23 protein-coding genes are annotated in these 24,911 nt (G+C 64.0%); 17 read left to right on the forward strand and 6 right to left on the reverse strand.

Features of this window, described 5'->3' with window-relative positions; genetic code table 11:
- The first annotated feature begins 1 nt into the window (after position 1).
- The 3 genes from mctP to XH88_RS14135 all read left to right on the forward strand — a co-directional run bounded on the left by mctP (position 2) and on the right by XH88_RS14135 (position 3,929).
- A complete protein-coding gene (gene mctP, locus XH88_RS14125; protein ID WP_271668896.1) occupies positions 2-1,555 on the forward strand; it encodes a monocarboxylate uptake permease MctP in 1,554 nt (517 codons plus the stop codon).
- A 657-nt stretch (positions 1,556-2,212) separates the two neighbouring features.
- Complete coding sequence (locus XH88_RS14130) at positions 2,213-2,806, forward strand: L,D-transpeptidase (protein WP_271668897.1); 594 nt, start codon at positions 2,213-2,215, stop codon at positions 2,804-2,806.
- 85 nt (positions 2,807-2,891) lie between these two features.
- Positions 2,892-3,929, forward strand: coding sequence for an amino acid ABC transporter substrate-binding protein (locus XH88_RS14135; protein WP_271669063.1), 1,038 nt, complete (start codon positions 2,892-2,894; stop codon positions 3,927-3,929).
- Between the two features lie 310 nt (positions 3,930-4,239).
- Here the strand turns inward: XH88_RS14135 and XH88_RS14140 are convergent, their stop codons facing one another.
- Positions 4,240-5,379: an acyl-CoA dehydrogenase family protein gene (locus XH88_RS14140; protein WP_271668898.1), complete on the reverse strand. Its 1,140-nt coding sequence runs from the start codon at positions 5,377-5,379 to the stop codon at positions 4,240-4,242.
- Between the two features lie 149 nt (positions 5,380-5,528).
- On the reverse strand, positions 5,529-6,728 hold the full coding sequence (locus XH88_RS14145; RefSeq protein ID WP_271668899.1) for an acyl-CoA dehydrogenase family protein: 1,200 nt from the start codon (positions 6,726-6,728) through the stop codon (positions 5,529-5,531).
- 138 nt (positions 6,729-6,866) lie between these two features.
- Between XH88_RS14145 and XH88_RS14150 the strand changes: the two genes are divergently transcribed.
- A complete protein-coding gene (locus tag XH88_RS14150; protein ID WP_271668900.1) occupies positions 6,867-7,412 on the forward strand; it encodes a carboxymuconolactone decarboxylase family protein in 546 nt (181 codons plus the stop codon).
- Positions 7,413-7,502: 90 nt separating this feature from the next.
- Positions 7,503-7,997, forward strand: a complete 495-nt coding sequence (locus XH88_RS14155) for a VOC family protein (protein WP_271668901.1) — start codon at positions 7,503-7,505, stop codon at positions 7,995-7,997.
- Between the two features lie 126 nt (positions 7,998-8,123).
- Here XH88_RS14155 and XH88_RS14160 read toward each other — a convergent pair whose 3' ends face one another.
- Both XH88_RS14160 and XH88_RS14165 read right to left on the reverse strand, forming a co-directional pair.
- Complete coding sequence (locus tag XH88_RS14160) at positions 8,124-9,356, reverse strand: MFS transporter (protein WP_271668902.1); 1,233 nt, start codon at positions 9,354-9,356, stop codon at positions 8,124-8,126.
- 140 nt (positions 9,357-9,496) lie between these two features.
- A complete protein-coding gene (locus XH88_RS14165) occupies positions 9,497-10,744 on the reverse strand; it encodes an MFS transporter (protein WP_271668903.1) in 1,248 nt (415 codons plus the stop codon).
- Positions 10,745-10,932: 188 nt separating this feature from the next.
- Here XH88_RS14165 and XH88_RS14170 point away from each other — a divergent pair, with 188 nt between their 5' ends.
- Complete coding sequence (locus tag XH88_RS14170) at positions 10,933-13,002, forward strand: prolyl oligopeptidase family serine peptidase (protein WP_271668904.1); 2,070 nt, start codon at positions 10,933-10,935, stop codon at positions 13,000-13,002.
- A 12-nt stretch (positions 13,003-13,014) separates the two neighbouring features.
- On the opposite strand, the gene XH88_RS14175 is transcribed toward XH88_RS14170, so the two are convergent.
- Positions 13,015-13,689 (reverse strand): DUF938 domain-containing protein, encoded by a 675-nt coding sequence (locus tag XH88_RS14175; RefSeq protein WP_271668905.1) that lies wholly within the window; start codon positions 13,687-13,689, stop codon positions 13,015-13,017.
- Between the two features lie 233 nt (positions 13,690-13,922).
- Between XH88_RS14175 and soxX the strand changes: the two genes are divergently transcribed.
- The 11 genes from soxX (at position 13,923) to XH88_RS14230 (ending at position 23,258) form a co-directional block, all read left to right on the forward strand.
- Complete coding sequence (gene soxX / locus XH88_RS14180) at positions 13,923-14,279, forward strand: sulfur oxidation c-type cytochrome SoxX (protein ID WP_271668906.1); 357 nt, start codon at positions 13,923-13,925, stop codon at positions 14,277-14,279.
- 22 nt (positions 14,280-14,301) lie between these two features.
- Entirely contained in the window at positions 14,302-14,787 is a 486-nt protein-coding gene (gene soxY, locus XH88_RS14185) for a thiosulfate oxidation carrier protein SoxY (protein WP_271668907.1), read from the forward strand.
- 20 nt (positions 14,788-14,807) lie between these two features.
- Complete coding sequence (gene soxZ, locus XH88_RS14190; RefSeq protein WP_271668908.1) at positions 14,808-15,119, forward strand: thiosulfate oxidation carrier complex protein SoxZ; 312 nt, start codon at positions 14,808-14,810, stop codon at positions 15,117-15,119.
- Positions 15,119-15,982 carry a sulfur oxidation c-type cytochrome SoxA gene (gene soxA / locus XH88_RS14195; RefSeq protein WP_271668909.1) on the forward strand — a complete coding sequence of 288 codons (864 nt, stop codon included), beginning with the start codon at positions 15,119-15,121 and terminating at the stop codon, positions 15,980-15,982. The genes soxZ and soxA overlap by 1 nt, the downstream gene beginning before the upstream one ends.
- The gene (locus XH88_RS14200) at positions 15,979-16,284 is read left to right on the forward strand and encodes a hypothetical protein (protein ID WP_271668910.1); all 306 of its coding nucleotides are present in this window, start codon (positions 15,979-15,981) and stop codon (positions 16,282-16,284) included. Before soxA ends, XH88_RS14200 begins: the two co-directional genes overlap by 4 nt.
- A 44-nt stretch (positions 16,285-16,328) precedes the next feature.
- A complete protein-coding gene (soxB, locus tag XH88_RS14205; protein ID WP_271668911.1) occupies positions 16,329-18,074 on the forward strand; it encodes a thiosulfohydrolase SoxB in 1,746 nt (581 codons plus the stop codon).
- 2 nt (positions 18,075-18,076) lie between these two features.
- A complete protein-coding gene (locus tag XH88_RS14210; protein WP_271668912.1) occupies positions 18,077-18,535 on the forward strand; it encodes a DsrE family protein in 459 nt (152 codons plus the stop codon).
- 273 nt (positions 18,536-18,808) lie between these two features.
- Complete coding sequence (locus XH88_RS14215; RefSeq protein WP_271668913.1) at positions 18,809-19,849, forward strand: MBL fold metallo-hydrolase; 1,041 nt, start codon at positions 18,809-18,811, stop codon at positions 19,847-19,849.
- Positions 19,850-19,936: 87 nt separating this feature from the next.
- Complete coding sequence (locus tag XH88_RS14220; protein ID WP_271668914.1) at positions 19,937-20,104, forward strand: hypothetical protein; 168 nt, start codon at positions 19,937-19,939, stop codon at positions 20,102-20,104.
- Positions 20,105-20,261: 157 nt separating this feature from the next.
- Positions 20,262-21,470, forward strand: a complete 1,209-nt coding sequence (locus tag XH88_RS14225; protein WP_271668915.1) for an MFS transporter — start codon at positions 20,262-20,264, stop codon at positions 21,468-21,470.
- 72 nt (positions 21,471-21,542) lie between these two features.
- Positions 21,543-23,258, forward strand: a complete 1,716-nt coding sequence (locus XH88_RS14230) for an N-acyl-D-amino-acid deacylase family protein (RefSeq protein WP_271668916.1) — start codon at positions 21,543-21,545, stop codon at positions 23,256-23,258.
- A gap of 192 nt (positions 23,259-23,450) precedes the next feature.
- Here the strand turns inward: XH88_RS14230 and XH88_RS14235 are convergent, their stop codons facing one another.
- Entirely contained in the window at positions 23,451-24,797 is a 1,347-nt protein-coding gene (locus XH88_RS14235; RefSeq protein WP_271668917.1) for an MFS transporter, read from the reverse strand.
- Positions 24,798-24,911: the final 114 nt, after the last annotated feature.

Here is a 24,911-nt window from a genome sequence, read left to right on the forward strand (position 1 = left end):
CGTGCAGGACGTCAACTGGACTGCCTTGATCATCTTCCTGGTGCTATTTGCCCTGATCACGTGGCTCGGTTTCGCCGCGGCGCGGTGGCGCAAGGGGGACCTCGACCTGTTGCACGAATGGGGACTTGGCGGACGTCGCTTCGGCACGATCGTCACCTGGTTCTTGATCGGCGGCGACCTCTACACGGCCTACACCTTCATTGCCGTTCCGGCGCTGGCTTTCGGGGCCGGCGCGGTCGCCTTCTTCGCGGTCCCGTATACGATCGTCGTTTATCCCATTCTCTTCCTGGTTTTCCCGCGGCTTTGGTACGTCTGCCACCGGCACAACTACATCACGGCCGCCGACTTCGTCCGCGGGCGCTTCGGCAATCGCTGGCTCGCACTGGCGATTGCGGTCACCGGCATCGTCGCAACGTTGCCCTATATTGCGCTCCAGCTTGTCGGGCTTCAGGTCGTGATCGGCGGGATGGGCGTTTCCGGCGAAGGCTACATCGGCGACCTGCCGCTGCTGTTCGCGTTCGTCATTCTCGCCGCCTTCACCTATTCGAGCGGACTGCGGGCCCCCGCGTCCATCGCTATCGTCAAGGACATCCTGATCTACATCACGGCGTTCGCCGCAATCATCGTCGTTCCCATCCAGCTCGGCGGTTTTGGAAATATCTTCGCAGCCGTACCGGCCGAAAAACTCCTGCTGACGGCTCCAGGCGACGACACGACCGGGGCCTACGGAGCCTACGCGACGCTGGCGCTCGGCTCGGCGCTTGCGCTCTTCCTCTACCCCCACTCAATCACGGGTATCCTGAGCGCCAGCAGCGGACACGCGGTCAGGCGCAACGCGGCACTTCTACCGGCCTATTCATTGATGCTCGGCCTGCTTGCGCTGGTCGGCTTCTTCGCGATCGCCGCGGGCGTCGGCAAGCTTCCCGAATATGCCTTCGGCTTCAAACAGTTCGGCAACAACTTTGCTGTGCCCGCCCTCTTCCTCCACAGCTTCCCGTCATGGTTTGTCGGCATCGCCTTCGCGGCCGTCGGCATCGGCGCGCTGGTGCCGGCTGCGATCATGTCGATCGCGGCCGCCAATCTTTACACGCGCAACATTCACCGCGAGTTCATCAACGGCGCGCCCACCGACAAGCAGGAAGCGCAGATGGCAAAATGGGTGTCGCTCATCGTCAAGTTCGGCGCGCTGGCCTTCATCGTCTTCGTGCCATCGAAATTTGCGATCTACCTGCAGCTCCTCGGCGGAATCTGGATCATCCAGACGCTGCCCGCCGTGATGCTTGGCGTCTACACGCGCTGGTTCAACGAGTGGGCGCTCCTGATCGGATGGGCCGCGGGAATTGTCGCCGGCAGCGCGATGTTCGTCGCAGCGAACCTCACGCCGACCTATGCCCTTGCTGTCGGCGCCTTCACCTTCCCCGGCTATTCGGCGCTGTACGCCGTGGTGCTCAATCTCGTTCTGACACTCGTCCTGACGCCGCTATTCAATCACGTGAGCAGCACCTCGGCCGACGAGACTCTCGCGGCCGAATATCAGGCACCGCTGCGAACCTGAGCGTGAGATCCGTTTTGACGCCGTTGTCCTGGAAGCGCTTCGCGAGCTGACCGGCATAGGCGAAGCCGAACGTCACGTTACGGGCGAACTTGAGATCGAGCCCCGGAATCTCGTTATTGCCGTAGAGGCCAACGGCAGGGCTTCATAATGAGCCGAAAACGGCCGATTGGGAAACCGGACCACATCTGCCGGGGCAACGACGCTGGCGTACAGATCCCGCCATTGTGAAAAGCGCGTTTGCTCATCGAGCTCTGCCGGCAGATCGTCTGACGCAAATGACTGTAGTCCCGCTACGGCTGCTCGCGCAGAGCGGCAATCAATACTGGCTGGGTTGTGAGGACTGACCGCAATCAATTGGCCAACAATGCAGGTGCCGGCAAGATAAATCCCTTGCCACGGGAAACGTAGATACCGGTTCGCGTCAGAAAACGTGTCAAATCACTCATGCATGCAGATTCGACCATTCCACCGCCAGGCGAGGATGTCCCGGGCGCTGCTTTTCGCGCCATCCCTTGGATGTGGCATTGCCGGTCCCGTCAAAAAACCAAAGCTTTCTCGTGACATACCAAATGGGCGCGCCTTGAACTTGCCACGAAGCTGCCCCTGAGTTCAGATGCAACCGAACGATTTGCGCTGTGGCAGCGGGGAGAGCTTGAAATGACGGATTTTCGTCGCCTGACCGGGACATTGTTGGCTGCGATGGGCCTGATCCTGTCCGCACCGCAAGCCTTCGCCCAGCAGCCCGACCGCGGCGACGAGCCGGGCTTGATCGCCGACGACAGCTACCAGCTCGATCCGGAATGGCAGAAGCAGGTCGTGTACTACCGCACGACCGAAGCGCCGGGCACGATCATCATCTCGACCGCCGAGCGTCACCTCTATCTGGTCCAGCCCGGCGGACGCGCGATCCGCTACGGCATCGGCGTCGGCCGCGACGGCTTCCAGTGGCAGGGGCTGGTCAACATCACCAATAAGAAGGAGTGGCCGGACTGGACTCCGCCGCCGGAGATGATCCAGCGCCAGCCCTATCTGCCGCGCTTCATGGCCGGCGGCCCCGGCAATCCGCTCGGCGCGCGCGCCATGTATCTGGGCACCACGGTCTACCGCATCCACGGCACCAATCGTCCTGATACGATCGGCACCAAGGTGTCCTCGGGCTGCTTCCGCCTCGTCAACAACGACGTCGCCGATCTCTATGATCGCGTGCCTATTGGGACCAAGGTGGTGATCCGGCAGAAGCCTGAACTGTAAGATTATCATTCCAGCACGATCCCTCGGGATCGTGCTTCCCGCCCTTCCAGAATTTCATTCCCCGATTTTTCGAGAGAGCAACATGATGCGCACATTTCGTGGCGGCCTGCTGATCGGGCTCGCGGTCGCCGTGCTGGTCGCTGCCTTGGCCATCACCTACGAGTTCTACGACACCCGGACCCTGAAGCGCACCGTGCGTCGCGGTGAAGTGCTGTGCGGCGTCAACAAGGGCCTGCCGGGCTTCTCGATCCCCGATGACAAGGGCAACTGGACCGGTTTTGACGTCGATTTCTGCCGCGCGGTGGCGTCGGCGATCTTCGACGATCCGAACAAGGCCAAGTTCGTTCCGCTCGACGCCAGCGAGCGCTTCAAGGAATTGCAGAGCCGGAAAGTCGACATCCTCTCGCGCAACTCGACCTGGAGCATGAAGCGCGAGCTCGACTACGATCTCTATTTCCCTGCCGTGGCCTATTACGACGGCGAAGGTTTCATGGTGCCGCGGTCGCGCAACAAGGAAACCTCGCTGGATCTCGCCGACAGCAAGGTCTGCGTGCAATCAGGCACCACGACGCTGCTCAACCTCGCCGATTACTTCAAAGCCAACAACATGAAGTACGAGCTGGTGAAGTTCGACAAGCTCGAAGACGTGGTGAAGGCTTACGATACCGGAAAATGCGATACGCTCACCGCCGACGTCTCCCAGCTCTATGCGCTCAGGCTGAACCTGTCCAAGCCCGGCGACCACATGATCCTGCCTGACGTGATCTCAAAGGAGCCGCTCGCGCCCGTCGTGCGCCAGCGCGACGACGACTGGATGATGATCGTGAAGTGGACGCTCTACGCGATGATCAATGCCGAGGAGTTAGGGGTCACCTCGGAGAATATCGACGAGGCGCTGAAGTCGAAGAAGCCCGAGGTGATGCGCCTGGTCGGCACCGAGGGCAATTACGGCGAGCAGCTCGGCCTCACCAAGGACTGGGCCGTGCGCATCATCCGCCACGTCGGAAATTATGGCGAGATGTACGAGCGCAATATCGGCGAGAAGTCGCAGCTGAAGATCCCGCGCGGCATGAACCAGCTGTGGAATGCCGGCGGCGTGCAGTATGCGCCGCCGATGAGGTGACGGGCAGCTCTAACCGCCGTCATTGCGAGGAGCCCGCGACAAAATTGCGAAGCAATTTTGCGCTGGTGCGACGAAGCAATCCAGACTGCCTCCGCGGAAAGACTCTGGATTGCTTCGCTTCGCTCGCAATGACGAGCTTGAGGTAGGCGCCTTCCACAACCTCGACTGTCATCGCCCGATCACTTGACGGGCGATCCAGTATTCCAGAGACGTCAATCGGGTACGGAGAGGCCGCGGCGTACTGGGTCGCCCGGTCAAGCCGGGCGACGACACCGAGGATGGGGCACGCGCTCGCGTTCCGCAGTCAGCCTCAATACCCTCGCGCCCGCGCGAGCTGCTCGGTGTGGTAGTTGGCGTCGCCGAACAGCTCCTCGCACACCCGGGCGCGCTTCATGAAGAAGCCGATGTCGAACTGGTCGGTCATGCCCATGCCGCCGTGCATCTGCACGCCTTCCTGCACCGCGCGCGTCGCGGTGGTGCCGGCGCGGGCCTTGGCGACCGCGACGCTTGATGCGGCCTTGGCGACGTCGGCATCCAGCGCCTGCAGCGCCTTCATTGTCGCGGCGCGGCTGATCTCGATGTCGACATAGAGCTCGGCGGCGCGGTGCTGCAGCGCCTGGAATTCGCCGATCAGCTTGCCGAACTGCTTTCTGTTCTTGAGATACTCGACGGTACGGCCAAAGACCTCGTCGCTGAGGCCGACCATTTCGGCGGCGACCGCGCCGCGGCCGATGTCGAGTACGCCGTCCAGCAAAGCAGCGCCCTGGTCGATTTCGCCGAGCACGCTGTCCGCGGTGACCTCGACATTTGCAAGCTCGATCCGCGCCGCATTGTGAGCGTCGACCATGATGGTGCGCTCGACCGAAACGCCCTTGGCCGCAGGGTTGACCAGAAACAGGGTCAAGCCATCGCGCTCGCCGGCGGAGCCTGCGGTGCGCGCAGCGACGATGAAGAGATCGGCGACATGGCCGTCCACCACCAGCGCCTTGGCGCCGGACAGTTTGAAACCGTTGCCGGCGCGCACAGCCTGCAGGTTGGTTCGGAGCGGGCGATGCTTGGCGCCTTCGTCGATCGCGAGCGTCGCCAGCAGCGAGCCGCTCGCGATCTTCGGCAGGTACTCCGTTTTCTGCGCGGCATTGCCGCCGCGATTCAGAGCCGATGCCGCGACCACGGAGGTGGCAAGGAAGGGCGACGGCATCAGGGTGCGGCCGATCTCCTCCATGACGACACCGGCTTCCATGAAGCCGAGACCGGAGCCGCCGAATTCTTCCGGCACCAGAAGGCCGGCAAAGCCCATCTCGGCAAAGGAGTGCCACAGCTCCTTGGAGAAACCGGTGGGATCCTTGCTGTCGCGCAAGTGACGCAGATGCGACACCGGCGCCTTGTCGCTGATCAGCCCGCGCGCGCTGTCGCGGAGCATCGATTGTTCTTCGGTGAGGATGAGGGCCATGTGCAAAGTCTCTAACGTCTGGCGAAAATACATGTTGTTGATGTCATTCCGGGGCACGCGAAGCGTGAACCCGGAATCTCGAGGTTCTCAGGTGCGCAATTGCGCACCGTAGTTCGATGCTGCGCATCGCCCCGGAACGACGGAAAGCCTTAAGCCCCCGGCAGATCCAGGATGCGCTTGGCGACGATGCCGAGCATGACCTCGGACGTGCCGCCTTCGATCGAGTTGGCCTTGGTGCGCAGCCAGGCGCGCGGACGGGCTCCCTGCTTCGAGCGCTCGCTCTCCCATTCCAGCGCATCGACGCCGCCGGCCGACATCAGGATCTCGTAGCGGCGCTTGTTGAGCTCGGTGCCGTAATATTTCATCGCCGAGGAGAACGCCGGATGCGCCTGCCCGGCCTTGGCGAGATCGACCGCGCGCTCGGCACAGGCGGCAAGGGCGGCTTCATCGACGTCGAACGTCGCGATCCGGCCGCGCAGCATGGAATCGTCAAGCCGCCCCTGCGCATCCGTGCCGACGGAATCAGCCGCAATCTGGCCCAGCGGACGGCCGACGCCGCGCTCGCCCATCCCTGAGATCATCGCACGCTCGTGCTGGAGCAGATATTTTGCGACGTCCCAGCCGCGGTTGACGGTGCCGACCACGTGCGACTTCGGCACGCGGACGCCATCGAAGAAGGTCTCGCAGAAAGGCGAATAACCCGAGATCAGCAGGATCGGCTTGGTGGTGACGCCTTTCGAGGTCATGTCGAACAGGATGAAGCTGATGCCATCGTGCTTCTTCGCCGCGGGGTCGGTGCGCACCAGGCAGAAGATCCAGTCGGCGTAGTTGGCGTAGGACGTCCAGATCTTCGATCCGGTGATGACGAAATCGTCGCCGTCGCTCTCCGCGCGGGTCTGCAGCGAGGCGAGATCGGAGCCGGCGTTCGGCTCGGAATAGCCCTGGCACCAGCGGATCTCGCCCGCGGCGATCTTGGGCAGATGCTCCTTCTTCTGCGCTTCGTTGCCGTATTTCAGCAATGCCGGCCCGAGCATCCAGATGCCGAAGCTCGACAGCGGCGGGCGCGCGCCGATTCTCGCCATCTCGGAGCGCAGCACCTTGTGCTCGGCCGCGCTGAGGCCCCCGCCGCCATATTCCTTCGGCCAATCCGGCACGGTCCAGCCCTTGTCGCGCATGCGCTCGAACCAGATGCGTTGCGGTTCGGATGAGAACTTTGCGTTGCGTCCGCCCCAGAACACGTCGGCATCCGACGTCGCGGGCTTGCGCATCTCCGGCGGGCAATTGGCTTCCAGCCAGGCCCGCGTCTCGTTGCGGAATTGTTCGAGTTCGGCGCTCTCAGTCTCGCTCATCGTCGTTTCCATCAATCACGTCGGATTTTGTTGGGCGCGACTCTGGGCCAAGCTCTCGCGGAATTCAACCACTTCCGCAATCCGTCATCGGCTATAGTCGCCACCACGACAGTGCTTGAAAACAAAGAGGAAACGCCAATGCGCCTGAAACTTCTTTCGCCTGGCGAAATGAACGAGAGTCAGCGGCAGACCTACGACGAGTCGATTGCCGGCAAGCGCGGCAAGCCGCCGGCGCCGATGATGGCCTGGCTCAACAGCCCCGACATGGCCCGTCACGCCACGCGGCTCGGCGAAATGCTGCGCTACGACACGATCTTTCCGGCAAAGCTCTCGGAGATCGCAATCCTGGTGACGGCGCGGCACTGGACTGCGCATTACGAATGGTACGCGCATAAACGCCTCGCCCTGGCCGGCGGCATGAAGCCGGACATTATCGACGCGATCCGCGACCGCCGCACACCCGATTTCGATGAACCCAAGGGGAAGATGATCTACGATCTCGCGAAGTCGCTGCATGAGGGCCACGGCGTCGAACAGGGGCTCTATGATGCGGCGGTGAAACTGCTCAGCGAACGCGGCGTCGTCGAGGTGATCGGGCTGTGCGGCTATTACACGATGGTCTCGATGACGCTGAACACGTTCGAGTTCGAGCTGCCAGAGGGTGAGGTACCGGAGCTGTCATAGTTTCGTATCCGGAAACGATGGGTTTCGGGATGGGCCGGTAGCAGCATCGCCAAGCGCGCCTTATGTGGAGTTGATCAACGGAGCCACACCATGTCGCAAGCCCCCGCCATTGCCGCCGGCACCCGCATCGGCCACGTCCATCTCAAGGTCGCCGATCTCGATCGCGCGCTCGGCTTTTATTGCGGCGTGCTCGGCTTCGAACTGATGCAGCGGATGGGCTCCGGCGCGGCCTTCATCTCCGCCGGCGGCTATCATCACCACATCGGGCTCAACACCTGGGAGAGCAAGGGCGGCTCGCCACCGCCGCCCGGCACCACCGGGCTGTTTCACACCGCGATCCTCTATCCGACGCGCGCATCGCTCGCGGATGCGCTGCATCGCGTGCTCTCGGCCGGCATTGCGCTGGATGGGGCCAGCGACCACGGCGTCAGCGAGGCGCTGTATTTGCGCGACCCTGACGAGAACGGCGTGGAGCTGTATTGGGACAAGCCGCGGGAGCAATGGCCGTTCGGGCCGGACGGCAAGCTCGCGATGGTGACGAAGCGGCTGGATGTGGAGGCGTTGTTGAAGCAGCGGGAGGCGTGAACTCCGCTCCCCCGCCATTGCGAGGGGCCCTTGCGACGAAGCAATCCAGACTGTCTGGAGAGATTCTGGATTGCTTCGCTGCGCTCGCAATGACGGAGTGTGTGGAGGCGACGTCGCGCTATCACGCTATCCTCGTCCGCGGCGCCCCCGCACCATGATCAGTGCCGCGGCCGCCACCTCCAGCACGATGCAGAGATAGAATGGCAGCGCATAGCCGCCGGACCAGTCGCGCAACGCCCCGACCACGCCCGGGCCAAAGGCATACGTCACCTGATTGATCGCGGTGTTCAGGCTGATCAGCACGCCGAACGAGCCCGAATCGAATTCCTGCTGCACGATCAGCGAGGGCAGCGTGATGAGATTGCCGACCGAGAAGCCGAACACGGCGCAGGCCGCGATCAGCACGTAATCATTGTGCATGATGATGACGACGCAGAGCGCGGCCGCCTGGCTGAGGAACGACAATGCGGACGCAAGGCGCTGATTGAGGCGATCGATCACGATCGAGAACAGCACGCGGCCGACCACCGCCATCGCGGTGAGGACCGCGACCGCCACGGCGGCCCGCTCGCGGCCGATCACGGGATCGAGGAACGAGATCAGGTGCACGATGAAGCCGACCTGCGCGAACAGCACCAGCGCGAACGCGATCGTGACGGTGAGGAAGCCGAAGTCGCGAAGCGCGCGCTTGCGAACCTCGGTCGAGGATTGCGGCTTTGCTTTCGCGGCTCCGCGCCAGCCGTGAAGATCGGGCGGCCGGCCGACGACGAGCAGGATCACCGGCACGAGCAGCACCAGCATGGCGCCGGCGGCAGCGTACATCGCGCCGGCGAAACCGATGTGGCTGATCAGGGTCACCAGCAGCGGCACGCCGACGATGCCGCCGAAGCTGGCACCGTTCAGCGCCAGGCTGATGGCCATGCCGCGCTTGTGGTCGAACCACAGACTGATGGTGTTGGTGATCATGGCGAGGCTGGTACCGGCCCAGCCGAAGGCGAGCACCGCGTCGGCCAGATAGAGCTGCCAGGGCTCCCGCACCGCGCCGATCGCGACGGCTGCGGCCGCCATCGCCAGCGTGCCGGAGGTCAGACAGATCCGCGGGCCATAGGTTCGAACGGCTTCGCCGACGAAGACGACCAGCAGCGCGCCGAACAAATAGAAGAACGTGGTGCCGGAAGAGATCAGCGAGGTCGGCCAGCCCCGCGCACGCTGCAGCTCGGCGACATAGACGCTCTGGCCGTAGAACCCGAGCCCCCAGCCGAAGGTCGCGAGCAGGAAGCAGACGGCAACGATGCGCCAGCCCTGGTAGCGGAGCGAGGATTCGTCGATCGCGGTGATGGAGCGGGGATTGTCGAGCATTTGCGCTTGTCCTTGAGCTCCCCCACGAGCGCTTTGCTTTACGCCCGTCTGTCGATGACGAACATCATGTAACGATCCAACTGCCGAAAATCACTTCGACAGCGATCGAAGTATCAAGACTACTGACAACCTCCTGCCAGTCAAATCGCGTCCGGGAACTCGCCCATGGCCGCCTCGAGCCGGGCCTTGCGGCGGCGGGCCCAGGACGCCAGCGAGAGCGCGATGAGGCCGAGCACCACGGGCGGGAACACCACCATGTTCACCGCGGACCAGCCGTAATTCGCAAGCAGCTGTCCGGAGGAGAACGAGCCGATCGCCATCAAGCCGAACACCAGGAAATCGTTGAAGGCCTGCACCTTGTTGCGCTCCTGCGGGCGGTGCGTCTCCAACACCAGCGCGGAGGCGCCGATGAAGGAGAAATTCCAGCCGACGCCCAGCACGATCAGCGTCGCCCAGAAGTGCATCGCGGTAATGCCGGAAAGACCGATGGTGGCAGCACCGGCTTCCAGCAGCAAACCCGCGGCCACGACCTTCGGTGCGTTGAAGCGAGAGATCAACGAGCCGGTGAAGAAGCTCGGCCCGTACATCGCGACGATGTGCCACTGAATGCCGAAATTGGAATCGGATACGCTTAAGCCGCACATCTTCATGGCGAGCGGCGCCGAGGTCATCACCAGATTCATCATGGGATAGGAGATGACGCCGCACAGCGCGGCCGCGATGAAGCGCGGCTGGGTCACGATCGTCAGCAGCGGCCGGCCGCCATGCAGATCGGCCGGCGCCGGCTTGGGTATGTCGACGCCGGCGACGATGCCCATCGCGACAAGCGCGACCGCGGCCTGGACCAGGAAGCTGAAGGCGAACAGATAGGGCGACCACACATCCATGGTCCATTGCACGAGCTGCGGACCGAGCACGCCGGCGAACACGCCGCCCACCATCACCCAGGACACGGCTTTCGGTCGATAGACGGCGCTGGCGCCGTCGGCGGCGGCGAAGCGATAGGATTGCGCCACCGAGCCGTAGAGGCCGCCGAGGAAGGTCGCCAGACAGAACAACGCGAACGAACCATGCAGGATCGCGAACGAGCCCAGCAGGCCGGTGAGCGTGCCGAGGCCGGTGCCGATCACGAAGGCCGCGCGACGGCCGAAGCGGCGCGAGATCGCGCCGGTCGGCAGCGTGCCGGCGGCGAGACCCACGACGTACATCGACAGCGGAACGGTCGCGAGCGACATATCAGGTGCAAGCGTGGCGCCGACGATCGAGCCGGTGGCGAAGATCACCGCCGAGTTGGCGCCGGTCAGCGCCTGCGCGGCGGCAAGGCGCACCACATTGCCGCGCGCGCGGACATCATCGGCGATCTCGTTGGTGGCAGTCACGTCAATCATCGGCATTCCCGCCCGAAGGACCTCGTTGATTCCCGGCACTATGGAGGGGCCGAAACGACCAGACAACCGGCGCTAAGGGGCGCAAGCCATGCCTCTGACGCAATCGGGCGGACGATATCAGGCCCGCGCTCTTGACGGCTTGCGTTCGATCAAATCCTATCCCGCCGCATTTTCACGGAGTTTCGCTCATGTCCGTCGACAGCAGGCCCACGCTCAGCGCTCCCGACGACGATCCATGGCTGTGGTTGGAGGAGATCGAGGGGCCGCGGGCGCTCGAATTCGTCGAGCGGCAGAACCACCTGACGCTGGAAAAATTCGGCGGCGCGCAGTTCGAACACGACCGCGATATTCTCGCGGCGATCTACGATCGGCCGGACAATATTCCCTATGTGCGGCGGCGCGACGGCTATCTCTACAATCTCTGGCAGGACGCAGAGCATCCACGCGGCGTGTGGCGGCGTACCACGCTTGCGGAATTTCGCAAGGCCACCCCGTCCTGGGAGATCCTGCTCGACATCGACCAGCTCGCGGCGAGGGAGGGCAAGGACTGGCTGTTCGGCGGCGTCGCCTCGCGGCCCGGAAGCGCGCGGGTCATCATGGCCCTGTCGCGTGGCGGCAGCGATGCCGTGACCTTGCGCGAGTTCGACACCGACACCAGGAGCTTCGTGGCCGACGGCTTCTTGCTGCCGGAGGCGAAGAGCAGCGCCGAGTGGGTCGATGCCGACACGCTGCTGCTGTCCAGCGCGCTCGGCAACGGCATGGCGACAAGCTCGGGCTACGCAAGGACCGTGCGGCTGTGGCGGCGCGGGACCAGCATCGAGCAGGCGGTGGTGGTGTTCGAGACGACGGCCGACCATATGCGCGTGTACAGCCACGTCGATGACACTGTGGCGGCACAACGCATCTGGTTCGTCGACCAGTCCGACTTCTTCAATTTCCGCACCTCGCTCGGCACCATGGCCGGCGCAACGACGACGCTCGACCTGCCCAGCAATGTCTGGATGCAGACCCACGGCGATTGGCTGTCTGTCAAGCCGCGCGAGACATGGTCTGTTGCCGGCCACACCTATGAAGCCGACGCGATGCTCGGCATTTCGCTGCCCGCATTCCTGGCCGGCAGCCGCGATTTCACGGTGCTGTTCGAGCCTGGCCCCCGGCGGGCCCTGCAGGGCTTCTCCTGGAGCGGCGGCAAGCTCCTGCTCTCCATCCTCGACGAGTTGCGGCCGGTGTTCGAGCTCTGCACGCCGTCGGCGTCGGGCTGGAGCCGACAGAAGCTGCAAGGACTTCCCGGCATCGGCGTGGTCGATGTCTGGAGCCTCGATCACCACGAATCCGAGAGCAATGGCGACCTGCTCGCCAATGTGCAGGATCCGCTCACGCCGCCCTCGCTGATGCTGATCGAGCGCGACGTCGGGAGCTCGTCCGTTCTGAAGCAGGCGCCGAAGACGTTCAACGCAGACGGCCTCATAGTGACACAGCACGAGGCGATCTCGGTCGACGGCGAGCGCATTCCGTATGTGCAGACCGGCCCGGCCGGCGTGTCAGGCGATGCGCCGGTCTATATGAGCGCCTATGGCGGCTTCGGGCTCGCGGTCAGGCCGCAATACAATTCCTCGCTCGGCAAGCTCTGGCTGGAGCGCGGCGGCACCACGGTGCAGGCCAATTTGCGCGGCGGCGGCGAGTTCGGCACGCGCTGGCACGATGCCGGCCGCTATGCCGGCAAGAAGCTGTCACACGACGATTTCGCGGCCGTGGCCGCCGATCTCGTCCGCCGCGGCGTCACGACACCGAAACGCATCGCCGCGCAGGGCGGATCGAACGGCGGCATCCTCATCACCAACATGCTGGTGCGTTATCCCGAACGCTTCGGCGCGCTGTTCTGCACCATCCCGCTGATCGACATGCGCCGCTACACCAAGCTGCTCGCGGGCGCGAGTTGGATCGCCGAATATGGCGACCCCGACAAGCCGGAGGAGTGGGAATGGCTGAAGACCTACTCGGCCTATCACAACGCAACGCCCGGCCAGGCCTATCCGCCGATCCTGATCGCCACGACGCGGCGCGACGATCGCGTTCATCCCGGCCACGCGCGCAAGATGGCCGCAAAGCTCCAGGCGATGGGCTATGAAGCCTGGTTTTACGAGCCGGCCGCCGGTGGCCATGGCTACGGCAAGGACAACAAGGAGCGCGCCGGCTTCCAGGTGCTGGGCTTCCAGTTCTTGAAGGAGAAGATCGGATGGGCGGATGGCGAGCCCTAACGGCCTCGCGCCTCACCCGCGCGCGAACACCAGCGTCAGATTGTTCGCGGGCATGTCGATCGTGTCGATGAGACGCAATCCCACACCGCGTGCGAGCGTCTCGACGTCGGCGAGGTCGCGCACACCCCATTCGGGATTTCCTTCACGCAGCGAGGTGTCGAACACGGCGTTGCTCAGCGCGGTGTGCTTGCCGTCGCGCTTGAACGGACCGTAGAGGAACAATTCGCCGTCGGACCGCAAGTAGCGGCCGGCGCCGGCGAACAGTCCCTCCGCCACCGCCCAGGGCGCAATATGAATGACATTGGCGCAGAACACGGCCGCGAGATCGGTCGGCCCCTGCCCGCTCTTCATCTCCGGGCACCAGTCGGGATCGGACAGATCGATCCGCAAGGGGCTGCGGATGTTTGTCAGGCCCGAATGCACCCGCCAGGCCTCGATGCTCTTCAGGTGGCGCTGGTTGAGGTCGCTCGGCCACCAGACCAGATCGGGCGTGTGGCGGGCGAAATGAACCACATGCTGGCCGGTTCCACTGCCGACCTCGACCACGTCGCCGGACCATCCGGCGAGATGCTTTCCGAGCGCGGCCCAGAGCGGTTCGTGATTGCGATGGAAGGCCGGCGCATCGAGGCGACCGTCAGGCTCGACCCTGCCGCCGTCCCTGCCAAATTCAACGACATATTCAGCCAATTCACGTCCCCGAAAATCGAGAAGGCAGACCAAAACGCCAGCAAGGACCAAAAGCCCCAAAACAAAGCCTGACAAAGCCGGCTTGATGAACGATCTATCTCTTCAGTTGCAATGCGGGAGATATTAACGCCATTTTGCGGCCTGCATAGTCTTGATTGTCAGGGCATGTCGTTTGTGCTTTGAGCACCATATTTCTGCTACGAGACCCCGACATCACGCCTCGGAACGACGCCTTGACCGCCTGTCCTCGCAAGCCCGCCCTGCTCCTCGCGCTGGTCGTCCTCATCGGCCTCGCCGCGCGCCCGGCATGGGCGCAATCGACCGTCGCCGAGGGCCAAAAGCTCGCCTTCGACCGCGGCAAGGGCAATTGCCTGACCTGCCACGTCATCAAGGGCGGCGATCTGCCGGGCACGATCGGGCCGGAGCTGAAGGACCTCAAGGCCAGGTACCCCGATCGCAACGAGCTGGTCGCGATCCTGTTCGACGAGACCCGGCGCAACCCGCAGACCATGATGCCGCCGTTCGGCCGCAACCGAATTCTGACTGAACAGGAGATCAACGCGATCGTTGATTTCCTGCAGACGCTGTAACGGCGGGCCAAGGAGACCCGACATGACTACGCACATCGGCCCTCATCCGACCCGGCGCCTGATCCTTCAGGGCGCTGTGACGGTCGCGCTGATCGGCCTCGGCAATTTGCCGTTCGCGCCCGCGCGCGCCGCGGCCAACGACAAATATCCGGAAGAGGCGTTCAAGCAGAAGAGCGAGGCCGACGCGATCAAGGCGCTCTACGGCAAGACCGCCGAGCCCTCCGACAAGGTCAAGCTCGATGCGCCCGAGATCGCCGAGAACGGCGCGGTGGTGCCGGTCTCCGTGACGACGACGCTGGACAAGGTCACCTCGATCTCGTTCTTCGTCGCCGAGAACCCGAACGCGCTCGCGGCGTCCTACAAGATTCCCGACGGCACCATGCCTGTCGTCGCCAACCGCCTGAAGATGGCCAAGACCACCAATGTGGTCGCGATCGTGGAAGCCGACGGCAAGCTTTTCAGCGCGACCAAGGAAGTCAAGGTCACGGTCGGCGGCTGCGGCGGCTGAGGCGCGAAAGGAGATCAAACATGGCATCCAGCATTCGCGTCCGCGCCATCGCCAACGGCGACATCACCGAAGTGCAGGCGCTGATCCAGCACCCCATGGATTCCGGCTTCGTCAAGGACGCCAAGGGCGGGCTGATCCCGCCGCATTTCATCCAGGAGCTGAAGTTCGCCTGTAACGGCAAGGAGGTATTCGTCGCCGATTGGGGACCGGCCGTCTCCAAGGACCCCTATATCAAATTCAGCTTCAAGGGCGCCAAGAAGGGCGACGATCTCAAGATCTCCTGGACCGACAACAAGGGCGCGTCCGACGAGACCACCGCGAAGATCGCGTGATGAAGGCCGGCTCCTCGCTCCTGCTTGGCTCGTTGAGCGCCGCGCTCGTGGCGTTCGCGCTTACTTCGCCGCGCGTGGTCGCGGCCGACAAGGTCGATCCCGCTGCCGATGCCAAGGCGTTCCAGAACTTCTTCTTCCAGAAGTTTCCAAACGTGAAACATGAGGATTTCGTCAACGGTCCTTATTCCATGAACGAGGACATGAAGCGGCAATGGCAGGAGAAGGAAGAATTCCCGCCTTACGAATTCGCGCTCGACGCCGGCAAGGAGATGTTCTCGACGCCGTTCAAGAACGGCAAGACGTATGCCGACTGCTTCCCGAACGGCGGCATCGGCATCCGGCAGAACTATCCTTATTTCGACACCAAGGAAGGCAAGGTCGTCACGCTCGAGCTCGCGCTCAACCGCTGCCGCGAGGCCAATGGCGAAGCGCCCTATTCCTACGTCAAGGACGAGATGGCCTCGCTCACGGCCTACATGGCTTTCACCTCGCGCGGCAAGCCGATGGACATCAAGATCCCCGATGATCCGCGCGCGTTCGAGGCCTTCGAGAACGGCAAGCGCTATTTCTACACGCGCCGTGGCCAGCTGAACTTCTCCTGCGCGAGCTGCCATGTGCAGAGCCCGGGCCAGCGCATCCGCGCCGAGATCCTGGCGCCGGCGCTCGGCATCCTGAACGCGATGCCGATCTATCGCTCCGAATGGAGCGGCATGGGCACCACCACCCGCCGCCTCATGACCTGCAACAGCCAGACCCGCGCGGTTCCGCTGGAGCCGCAGGCGGACGAATATCGCGACGTCGAATATTTCCTGTCCTATGTCGCCAACGGCCTGCCGATATCGGGCCCGGGAGCGCGGCCATGAAGCGGTCACTTGCCCTTGTCATGCTGCTCGCATCGAGCTTCGCGCCGGCAGCGCGCGCGGCAAATGAAGCGGACTACAAGGTGGCCTATGCTGCCGCGGAGGCTGCGTCCAAAGAGGCAGCCGGCATGCGCAACCAGTGGACTACGACGCTCTCGACGCTGGCGGCCGCCAAGAAGGCTGGCGATGGCGGCGACTTCGACCGCGCCGTGACGGCTGCCAAGGAAGCTGAAGCGCTGGCGAAGGGGTCGATTGTCCAGGCAACGTCGGAAAAAAACGCCTGGAAGGCGATGGAAATCCGCTAAACTGAACCAGTGAAACTGCCGAGAACCGGCGCGGAGAAAGTGTGATGGCGATCCGCCGCCGCGACTTCCTGAAGGGCTCAGCCATTGCTGCCGCATCGCTCGGCCTGCCGCGGCTCGCGCGCGGTGCTGAAGCCGCGAGCATCTACGATATCGAGCGCTTCGGCAACGCGCGGATCCTGCACCTCACCGACACGCACGCGCAGCTCAACCCGGTCTATTTCCGCGAGCCCAGCGTCAATATCGGCGTTGGCGAGATGGCGGGTCGACCGCCACATCTGGTCGCTCACGCCTTCCTGGAGCGATTCGGCATCCGGCCCGACAGCGCGGACGCCTATGCCTTCACCTCCGTCGATTTCGAAAAGTCCGCCGGCCGTTTCGGCAGGCTCGGCGGCTTCGCCCATCTGAAGACGCTGATCGGCCGGCTGCGCAACGATGTCGGCGAGAAGCATGCCATGCTGGTCGATGGCGGCGATCTCTGGCAGGGCACCGGGCTCGCCAACGTCATGCAAGGCCGCGACATGGTGGAGGTCGCCAATCTGCTCGGCATCGAGGCGATGACAGGCCATTGGGAGTTCACCTATGGCGAGCAGGTGCTGCGTGAGAATCTCGAGCATTTCAAGGGCGAGTTTCTGGCGCAGAACGTCTTCCTGACCGAGGAAGCCGCGTTCAACGACGCGCCCGCCTTCGACAAGGCGACGGGGCGCGTATTCAAGCCGTCGCTCATCAAAGAGCTGGGTGGCCATCGCGTCGCGATCATCGGCCAGGCCTTTCCTTACGTGCCGATCGCGCATCCCAAGCGGTTCACGCCGAACTGGAGCTTTGGCATCCGCGAGGAAGAGCTGCAAAAGCATGTCGACGCGTTGCGCCATAATGACAAGGTCGATGCGGTAATCCTGCTGTCGCACAACGGCATGGACGTCGACCTCAAGCTTGCAAGCCGCGTCACCGGCATCAACGTCATCCTCGGCGGCCACACCCATGACGCCGTGCCGCAGCCGATCCCGGTGAAGAACGCGGGTGGCACGACGCTCGTCACCAACGCCGGCTCCAACGGGAAATTCCTGGGCGTGCTCGATCTCGCGCTCGACAAGGGCAAGGTCGGCGATATCAGGTATCATTTGCTGCCGGTCTATTCGGAGCTGCTGAAGCCCGATCCTGCGATGGCAGATCTGATCGCAAAGCTGCGCGCACAGCATGTGACCGACTGGTCCGAGAAGATCGCCACGCCCGATCGCCTGCTCTATCGCCGCGACAATTTCGCCGGCCCCGTCGACGATCTGATCTGTACCGCGCTGCGGACCGAGCTCAATGCCGAGATCGCGCTATCGCCGGGCTTCCGCTGGGGCCTCACCGCTCTGTCGGGCCAGCCGCTGACGATGGAGGACGTGCTCGCGGAGACCGCGATCACCTATCCGGAGACCTATGTGCAGGAGATGACCGGCGCGCAGATCAAGGACGTGCTGGAAGACGTCTGCGACAATCTCTTCAACGCCGATCCCTATTACCAGCAAGGCGGCGACATGGTGCGCGCCGGCGGTTTCACCTACGCTTGCAGCCCGACGAATGCGATCGGCAGCCGCATCTCCGAACTGAAGCTCGCCAATGGCAAGGCGCTCCGCGCGACCAGGCGCTACAAGGTTGCGGGCTGGGCCTCGGTCAACGGCCAGCAGGGCGCGCCGGTGTGGGACGTGGTGGCGAAATATCTGCGCTCGGGGCGGATGATGCCTGAGCGGCTCGGCACCGGCGTCACGCTGAAAGGTGTCGACGGCAATCCGGGCATTGCAGGATAGCAATGATGCGGTCGCAGATCTTTGGCACGATGCTGGTGGCGCTGCTTGCATGGACGGCGATGCCGCTCGCCTTTGCGCAGCAGGTTCCACTCCAGGACAAGCCGTTCGCCGAGCACAAGATCGTGCTCCAGCTCTCCGATGGCGATGCGAAGAAGCAGACGCTGGTGCTGAGCATCGCCAACAATCTGCTGAAAGCCTACGACCCCGACAAGATCGCCATCGAGGTCGTTACCTTCGGGCCCGGTATCGATCTCCTGCTGTCAGGCAATGAGCGCCGCAAGCAGGTCGAAAGCCTGATCGCGCAGGGCGTGCGCTTCGACATCTGCCTCAACACGGTCGATACGATCGAGCGGGAGACCGGCAAGCGGCCGGAGTTCATCCCGGCCGCGACCCCGGTACAGGTCGGCGTGGGGCAGATCCTGTTCCTGGCGGAGAACGGGTACACGGTGGTGCGGCCGTAGGGGCGTCCGAATTTGTGGCACTCCGCTGCGCCACACTCGGTGTCATTCCCCGCGTAGGCGGGGAATCCAGTACGCCGCGGCCTCTCCGTATCTGGCGAACGTCTCTGGAATACTGGATCGCCCGGTCGAGAGCCGGGCGATGACAGTGGTGGATGAGGCGGTCGCACATGCAACAAAAATCTTCCAAATTCTCTCATTTCAGCAGCACATTACTTCTCCTCCTACCTTCCGGCGTAGTAGAATCCTCAAAACACGCCACGCCGGGTTCCTGCCATGATCTTCCGCCAGCTCTTCGACAGCGTTTCGGGCACCTACAGCTACGTCCTCGCCAGCCGCCCCGGCGGCGAGGCGCTGATCCTCGATCCCGTGCTGGAAAAGGTCGACCGGTATTGCCAGCTGCTGCGCGAGCTCGACCTCAAGCTGGTCAAGGCGGTCGACACGCATCTGCATGCCGACCACGTCACTGGACTGGGCGAGCTGCGCGACCGCACCCATTGCATGACCGTGATGGGCGACCAGACCAAGGCCGACGTGGTGGCGATGCGTGTTGCCGACGGCGACAAGGTGACGATCGAGGGCCTCTCGCTCGACGTGATGTACACGCCGGGCCACACCGACGATTCCTACTCGTACCTGATGGGGGACCGCGTCTTCACCGGCGACACGCTTCTGATCCGCGGCACCGGCCGCACCGATTTCCAGAATGGCTCGTCGCGCGCGCAATACGATTCGATCTTCAACCGCCTGCTCAAGCTGCCTGACGAGACGATGGTCTTCCCGGCGCATGACTATAAGGGCGACACCGTCTCCACCATCGGCGAGGAGAAGCGCTACAATCCGCGGCTGCAGGTGCGCTCAGTCGACGAATATATCGAGCTGATGGCGAATTTGAAGCTGCCCAATCCGAAGATGATGGACGTGGCGGTGCCGGCCAACATGCATGTCGGCCTGCACCAGGAAGAGCTGGAGAAAGAGGGCCGCGCGCTCAGCGCCATCGAAGCGATCCGCTCCCTGCACCGGCCCGACATCCTGCTGGTCGATCTGCGTGAGACCAGTGAGCGGGTGAAGCACGGCATGCTCGAAGGCGCGCTGCATACGCCCTATCCGAGCGTCGAGGAGAGCCTCAAGCCCGGCGGCATGCTGCGCGAGGTCGCCGCTGCCACGGGGCGCCGCGTCGTGTTCTTCTGCGCCTTCGGCGAGCGCTCGGCGATGGCTGTCGCCGCTGCCAAGGAAGCAGGCCTTGCCAACACGGCCCACATCGCCGGTGGTATCGATGCCTGGAAGAAGGCGGGCGGGCCGGTGGTGCACGCCTGAGTCCATCGTCGCAGCCTTGCGATAGGTCAGGAACCGGCTGGATTTTGCGGCCACAAGCAGATGAAGCATCACCATTCGGGACCAGCCATGGCCAAGATCGGAAAAAAGTCCGCAATGCCGAGTGAATCGTCGAAACCCTTGGACAAGAAGGCCAGCAACCTTAAGCCGCCACCCGACAGCGACGACGATTACGAAGACGGCGACATCGCCACCCCGAAGCGTGACCGTTACGGGACGGACGACGAGCCGTTGTGAGGCATAATCATGCCGCAGCGATGTGCCCCACTGCAGCACCTGCCGATCAATGAGCTCACGCCTTCACCCGCGCTACCTGCTATGCGCCTGCGTTCATGGACAAATAACCGCCGTCCTCGATAGTTTGCGCGCTTCCAGGACGTGAAACGGAACTGCAATGGTCGACGTTCTCGCCGCACCGCAACAAGGCAAGGCGGACAGCGCGCTGCGCACGCTGAGCGGGATTTCGATCGCCCATTGGGTCAGCCATTTCCATCTGCTGGTCCTGCCGATGCTGTTCCCCTTCCTCAAGAGCCAGCTCGGCGTCGGCTATGTCGAACTCGGCTTTGCCCTGACCGTGTCGGCGGTCGTCTCCGGGCTGACGCAGGCGCCGACCGGCTATCTCGTCGACCATTTTGGCGCGCGCAAAATCCTGCTCGGAGGATTGAGCCTCGGCGGGCTCGCGCTGATCATGCTCGGCCTGCATCTGAGCTATGCTTCGCTGATCGCCTGCGCCGTGCTGCTCGGCCTCGCCAACAGCGTCTATCATCCCGCCGACTACGCGATCCTGGCCGAGCACATGGACGAGGCGCGGATGGGCCGCGCCTTCTCGATCCATACCTTTGCCGGCTTTCTTGGCGGAGCCGTGGCACCGGCGATCGTCGCCGCGCTCGTGACCGTCTCCGGCGGCGCCGGCGCGCTGATGGCTTCGGGCGCGATCGGCGTGGCGGTGGCGCTGTTGCTGGTGATCATGAGCATTCCTGATGCCGGCGCTCACAAGGCAAAGCCCGGCGCCGAGAATGTACCGAGACAGGCCGTCATCACGCCGGCGCTGATCGCGCTCACCGTGCTGTTCATGCTGCTCAGCCTGTCGGTCGCGGGCATCAACAATTTCGGCGTGGTCGCGCTGATGAGTGGCTACGGCGCCTCCTATTCCTCGGCCAACGTCATGCTGACCGCGTTCCTTGGCGCAAGCGCCGCGGGCGTGCTCGCGGGTGGCTTCCTCGCCGATCACACCGAGCGCCACGGCTATGTCGCCGCCGCCTGCTTTGCCGCCAATGCCGCCATCGTGTTGCTGATCGCGCTGGTCGCGTTGCCCGGCTGGGCGCTCACCGCCACGATGGCGAGTGCGGGCTTCCTCTCCGGCGTGATCGCGCCGTCGCGGGACATGCTGGTGCGCAATGCGGCGCCTCCCGGTGCCGCAGGCCGCGCCTTCGGCATCGTCTCCACCGGCTTCAATCTCGGCGGCATCGTCTCACCGCTGCTGTTCGGCTGGATCATGGACCAAAGCGCGCCGCACTGGGTGTTCGGCGCCTCCGTGATCTTCATGGTTGCAACCGTGGTGCTGTCGCCGTTCACGGAGCGGAAGGCGCAAGCCAATGTTTGAGCGACGAACTTAACTGTCGTCCCGGCGAAGGCCGGGACGACAAAAGCACAAAACAAAACGGGAAGAGACACCATGAGCACCCCCGATCTCGTGATCCGCGGCGGCACCGTCGCGGACGGCCATGGCGGCGAGCTGCTCGAGGCTGACGTCGCCATCACCGGTGGCAGAATCAGCGAGGTGGGCAAAGTCTCGGCCAAGGGCCGCGAAGAGATCGATGCGCGCGGCAAGCTGGTGACGCCAGGCTTCGTCGACGTGCACACCCATTACGACGGACAGGTCACCTGGAGCCAGGACATCACGCCGTCCTCGCAGAACGGCGTCACCACGGCGATCATGGGCAATTGCGGCGTCGGCTTTGCACCCTGCAGACCAGCCGACCACACCCGTCTGATCCAGTTGATGGAAGGCGTCGAGGACATTCCCGAGCCGGTCCTGAGCGCCGGCATTCCCTGGGCCTGGGAGAGCTTTCCGGACTATATGGACTGGCTGTCGAAGCGCGACTTCGACATCGATGTCGGCGCGCAGCTGCCGCACGCCGCGCTGCGGGTCTATGTCATGGGCGAGCGCGGCGCGCGTCGGGATCCTTCGACCGCCGAGGACAACGCGGCGATGGCAAAGCTTGCGGGCGAAGCGGTGCGATCAGGCGCGCTCGGCTTCTCGACCTCGCGCACGCTCAACCACCGCACCTCGACCGGCGATTTCACCCCGACCTTGAAGGCAGGCGAAGACGAGCTCACCGCGATTGCGGGTGCGATGCATCGCGAGGGCCGCAGCGTGCTGCAATTCGTGCTGGACCTCTCCACCATCCACGAAGACCTGCCGATGATGCTGCGGGTGGCGGACTCCACAAGGTGCCCGATCTCGTTCTCGATCACGCAGAATGACAGGTCGCCCAACCGCTGGCGCCAGACACTGGACGAGATCAATGCGGCCGCGAGGCGCGGCCTCTCCATCACGGCGCAAATCGCGGCGCGCCCGGTCGGCCTCCTGCTCGGGCTCGAGCTGTCGCGCAATCCCTTCCAGACGCATCCAAGCTACAAGGCGATCGCGCATCTCCCGCTGAAAGAGCGACTCGCGCGGCTGCGTCAGAGCGAGGTACGCAAGGCGATCCTGAGCGAGACGGCGACATCCACCGACGACCCGCTGTTCTTCCGTCCCAACTACGACAAGATGTTCCTGCTCGGCGATCCCCCCGACTACGAGCAGCCGCCGGAGAACGCGCTGGGCGCGCAGGCGCGCAGGCAAGGACGCCAGCCGGAGGAGCTTGCTTACGACGCCATGCTGTCGGACGAAGGCCGCGGCATGCTCTACGTGCCGTTCCTCAACTATTCCGACGGCAATCTCGATGCGACGCGCGAGATGCTGATCGACCCGCAATCGGTGCCGGGCCTCTCCGACGGCGGCGCGCATTGCGGCATCATCTGCGATGCCAGCTTCCCGACCTATCTGCTGACGCACTGGACCCGCGATCGCACGCGCGGCGAAAAGCTGACGATCCCGTTCGTGGTCGCCGCGCAGTCGCGCAAGACGGCTCTGTCGGTGGGACTGACCGACCGCGGGCTGATCGCGCCGGGCTATAAGGCCGACGTCAATGTGATCGACTATGACAGGCTGCACCTGCATCCGCCGAAGGTGCATTACGATCTGCCCGTCGGCGGTCGCAGGCTGTTGCAGGATGTCGATGGCTATGACGCGACAATCGTGTCAGGCGTGGTGACGCGGCGGCGCGGCGAGGCAACGGGACGCCGTCCGGGGAAGTTGATCCGGGGTGCGCAGGCGGCAAACTGAGCTGCGTATGTGACGGGACGACCGCGCCTCACATTCAGTGTCGTCCCGGCGAAGGCCGGGACCCGACCCCCAGAGAGGGGCTTGGCGAAGACTCGGAGTGGGCGCTCTGCGTCCCAACTCCCTTTTGTGGTTCTGGGTCCCGGCCTTCGCCGGGACGATAATCGCGTTTGTGGTGGGGCTTTAGACCAAACCTTACGTCGGCGACACCGCACGCTTCAGCGCCGCTGTCTGCGGAGCCACACCACGCGTCAGCCTCGCCTTTTCCGTATTCGGCCACAACAGCAGCAGGCCGACCACGCCGGAGCCGACCATCACCACCGCGTTGATGGTGAAGCCGGTCATGTAGCCGTCGAGCATGCTGCCGGCGCGCTGGATCACGGTGCCCATCGCCATCGGCGCGATGATGCCGGAGAGCGTATAGAGCGCGCCGTAGATCGCGATGACGGCGCCGCGCTGCGACGCCGGCGTGAACTCGCCGAGCATCGGCGGGCAGACCACATAGATCGCGCCGCACAGGCCGGAGCCGACCACGAGCAGCGCGATCTGGAAGCCCGCCCCCGCGACATGCGGCATCATCGCCAGGATCAGACCGCCGACGATCAGCGGCACCGAGCCGAGCACACCGCGCGAAATGCGCGTGGTGTAGCCGCGCGCCATCATCAGCTGCGAGATCCAGCCCGTCAGGATGACGATGGTGGCGCCGAACACCCAGGGCAGGATCGAGATGAAGCCGGCCTGGCTCTGCGAGAAACCGAGGCCCTTGACGATGAATGGCGTGAACCAGGTGAGGCCCAGCGACAGCGCCCAATAGGCGCCGAAGGTCGCGATCACGCAGCCGAGGAAGGTGCGCGAGGTCAGAAGCTGGAGATAGGGAATCTTCGGCTCATTGGCGGCGAGCGCCGGCGTGTCCTCGAGCGGTCCTTCGATGCCGAGCGCGAGCCAGGCACAGACCCAGATCAGGCCGACGACACCGAGCGCGCCGAAGGCATAGTGCCAGGAGTGATTGACGATGACCCAGTTCAGCGCCGGCACGGCCAGGATCACGCCGAACGCCGAGCCCTGCGACAGGATTGCGGTCGGCAGCGTGCGCTTCTCGTCCGGGAACCATTTGTAGATCGCATGCGCCGCAACCGAGAAGGCCGGGCCTTCGCCCGCGCCCAGCACGATGCGGCAGATCAGCAGCGTGGTGAAGGAGACGGTGCCGACCATCGGAAACTGGGCCAGTGCCCAGATCACCGCCAAGGTCAGCAGCACATAGCGCGTCGCGACCTTGTTGACGATGAAGCCGACCACGATCGCCGAGATCGAGAACAGGAAGAAGAACGAGGAGCCAAGAAGCCCGAACTGCTCCGGCTGGAGTTTCAGATCGTTCATGATCGGCACGCCGGCGAGACCGACGACGATCTTGTCGGCGAAGTTCACGACCATGAAGAGAAAGAGGAGAAAGGTAACGGTCCAAGCGCCCTTCGGCGTCGCCGTCGTCCCCTGGGACACCCCTGCCGTCCTGCCCGCCGCATTGGGCGTTCGCTGAGCACTCATCATTCTCCCCGTATGTTCTTTTGTCGGCACTTTTGATTTGGCCGTCCCGCGAGCTAACAACGGCTTGATCGGCAACGCAACCCCGGCATTTCCACGCCAAGTGTGCTACGCAGC

This window comes from Bradyrhizobium sp. CCBAU 51627, assembly GCF_028128765.1.
Lineage (GTDB): Bacteria > Pseudomonadota > Alphaproteobacteria > Rhizobiales > Xanthobacteraceae > Bradyrhizobium.

What these genes read in the sequence shown, in the direction of transcription:
- XH88_RS14130 (WP_271668897.1), top strand. Translation starts at nt 2,213, where the DNA reads ATGACGGATTTTCGTCGCCTGACCGGGACATTGTTGGCTGCGATGGGC.
- XH88_RS14135 (WP_271669063.1), top strand. Translation starts at nt 2,892, where the DNA reads ATGCGCACATTTCGTGGCGGCCTGCTGATCGGGCTCGCGGTCGCCGTG.
- XH88_RS14140 (WP_271668898.1), bottom strand. Translation starts at nt 5,379, where the DNA reads ATGGCCCTCATCCTCACCGAAGAACAATCGATGCTCCGCGACAGCGCG.
- XH88_RS14145 (WP_271668899.1), bottom strand. Translation starts at nt 6,728, where the DNA reads ATGAGCGAGACTGAGAGCGCCGAACTCGAACAATTCCGCAACGAGACG.
- XH88_RS14150 (WP_271668900.1), top strand. Translation starts at nt 6,867, where the DNA reads ATGCGCCTGAAACTTCTTTCGCCTGGCGAAATGAACGAGAGTCAGCGG.
- XH88_RS14155 (WP_271668901.1), top strand. Translation starts at nt 7,503, where the DNA reads ATGTCGCAAGCCCCCGCCATTGCCGCCGGCACCCGCATCGGCCACGTC.
- XH88_RS14160 (WP_271668902.1), bottom strand. Translation starts at nt 9,356, where the DNA reads ATGCTCGACAATCCCCGCTCCATCACCGCGATCGACGAATCCTCGCTC.
- XH88_RS14165 (WP_271668903.1), bottom strand. Translation starts at nt 10,744, where the DNA reads ATGATTGACGTGACTGCCACCAACGAGATCGCCGATGATGTCCGCGCG.
- XH88_RS14170 (WP_271668904.1), top strand. Translation starts at nt 10,933, where the DNA reads ATGTCCGTCGACAGCAGGCCCACGCTCAGCGCTCCCGACGACGATCCA.
- soxY (WP_271668907.1), top strand. Translation starts at nt 14,302, where the DNA reads ATGACTACGCACATCGGCCCTCATCCGACCCGGCGCCTGATCCTTCAG.
- soxZ (WP_271668908.1), top strand. Translation starts at nt 14,808, where the DNA reads ATGGCATCCAGCATTCGCGTCCGCGCCATCGCCAACGGCGACATCACC.
- soxA (WP_271668909.1), top strand. Translation starts at nt 15,119, where the DNA reads ATGAAGGCCGGCTCCTCGCTCCTGCTTGGCTCGTTGAGCGCCGCGCTC.
- XH88_RS14200 (WP_271668910.1), top strand. Translation starts at nt 15,979, where the DNA reads ATGAAGCGGTCACTTGCCCTTGTCATGCTGCTCGCATCGAGCTTCGCG.
- soxB (WP_271668911.1), top strand. Translation starts at nt 16,329, where the DNA reads ATGGCGATCCGCCGCCGCGACTTCCTGAAGGGCTCAGCCATTGCTGCC.
- XH88_RS14210 (WP_271668912.1), top strand. Translation starts at nt 18,077, where the DNA reads ATGATGCGGTCGCAGATCTTTGGCACGATGCTGGTGGCGCTGCTTGCA.
- XH88_RS14215 (WP_271668913.1), top strand. Translation starts at nt 18,809, where the DNA reads ATGATCTTCCGCCAGCTCTTCGACAGCGTTTCGGGCACCTACAGCTAC.
- XH88_RS14220 (WP_271668914.1), top strand. Translation starts at nt 19,937, where the DNA reads ATGGCCAAGATCGGAAAAAAGTCCGCAATGCCGAGTGAATCGTCGAAA.
- XH88_RS14225 (WP_271668915.1), top strand. Translation starts at nt 20,262, where the DNA reads ATGGTCGACGTTCTCGCCGCACCGCAACAAGGCAAGGCGGACAGCGCG.
- XH88_RS14230 (WP_271668916.1), top strand. Translation starts at nt 21,543, where the DNA reads ATGAGCACCCCCGATCTCGTGATCCGCGGCGGCACCGTCGCGGACGGC.
- XH88_RS14235 (WP_271668917.1), bottom strand. Translation starts at nt 24,797, where the DNA reads ATGAGTGCTCAGCGAACGCCCAATGCGGCGGGCAGGACGGCAGGGGTG.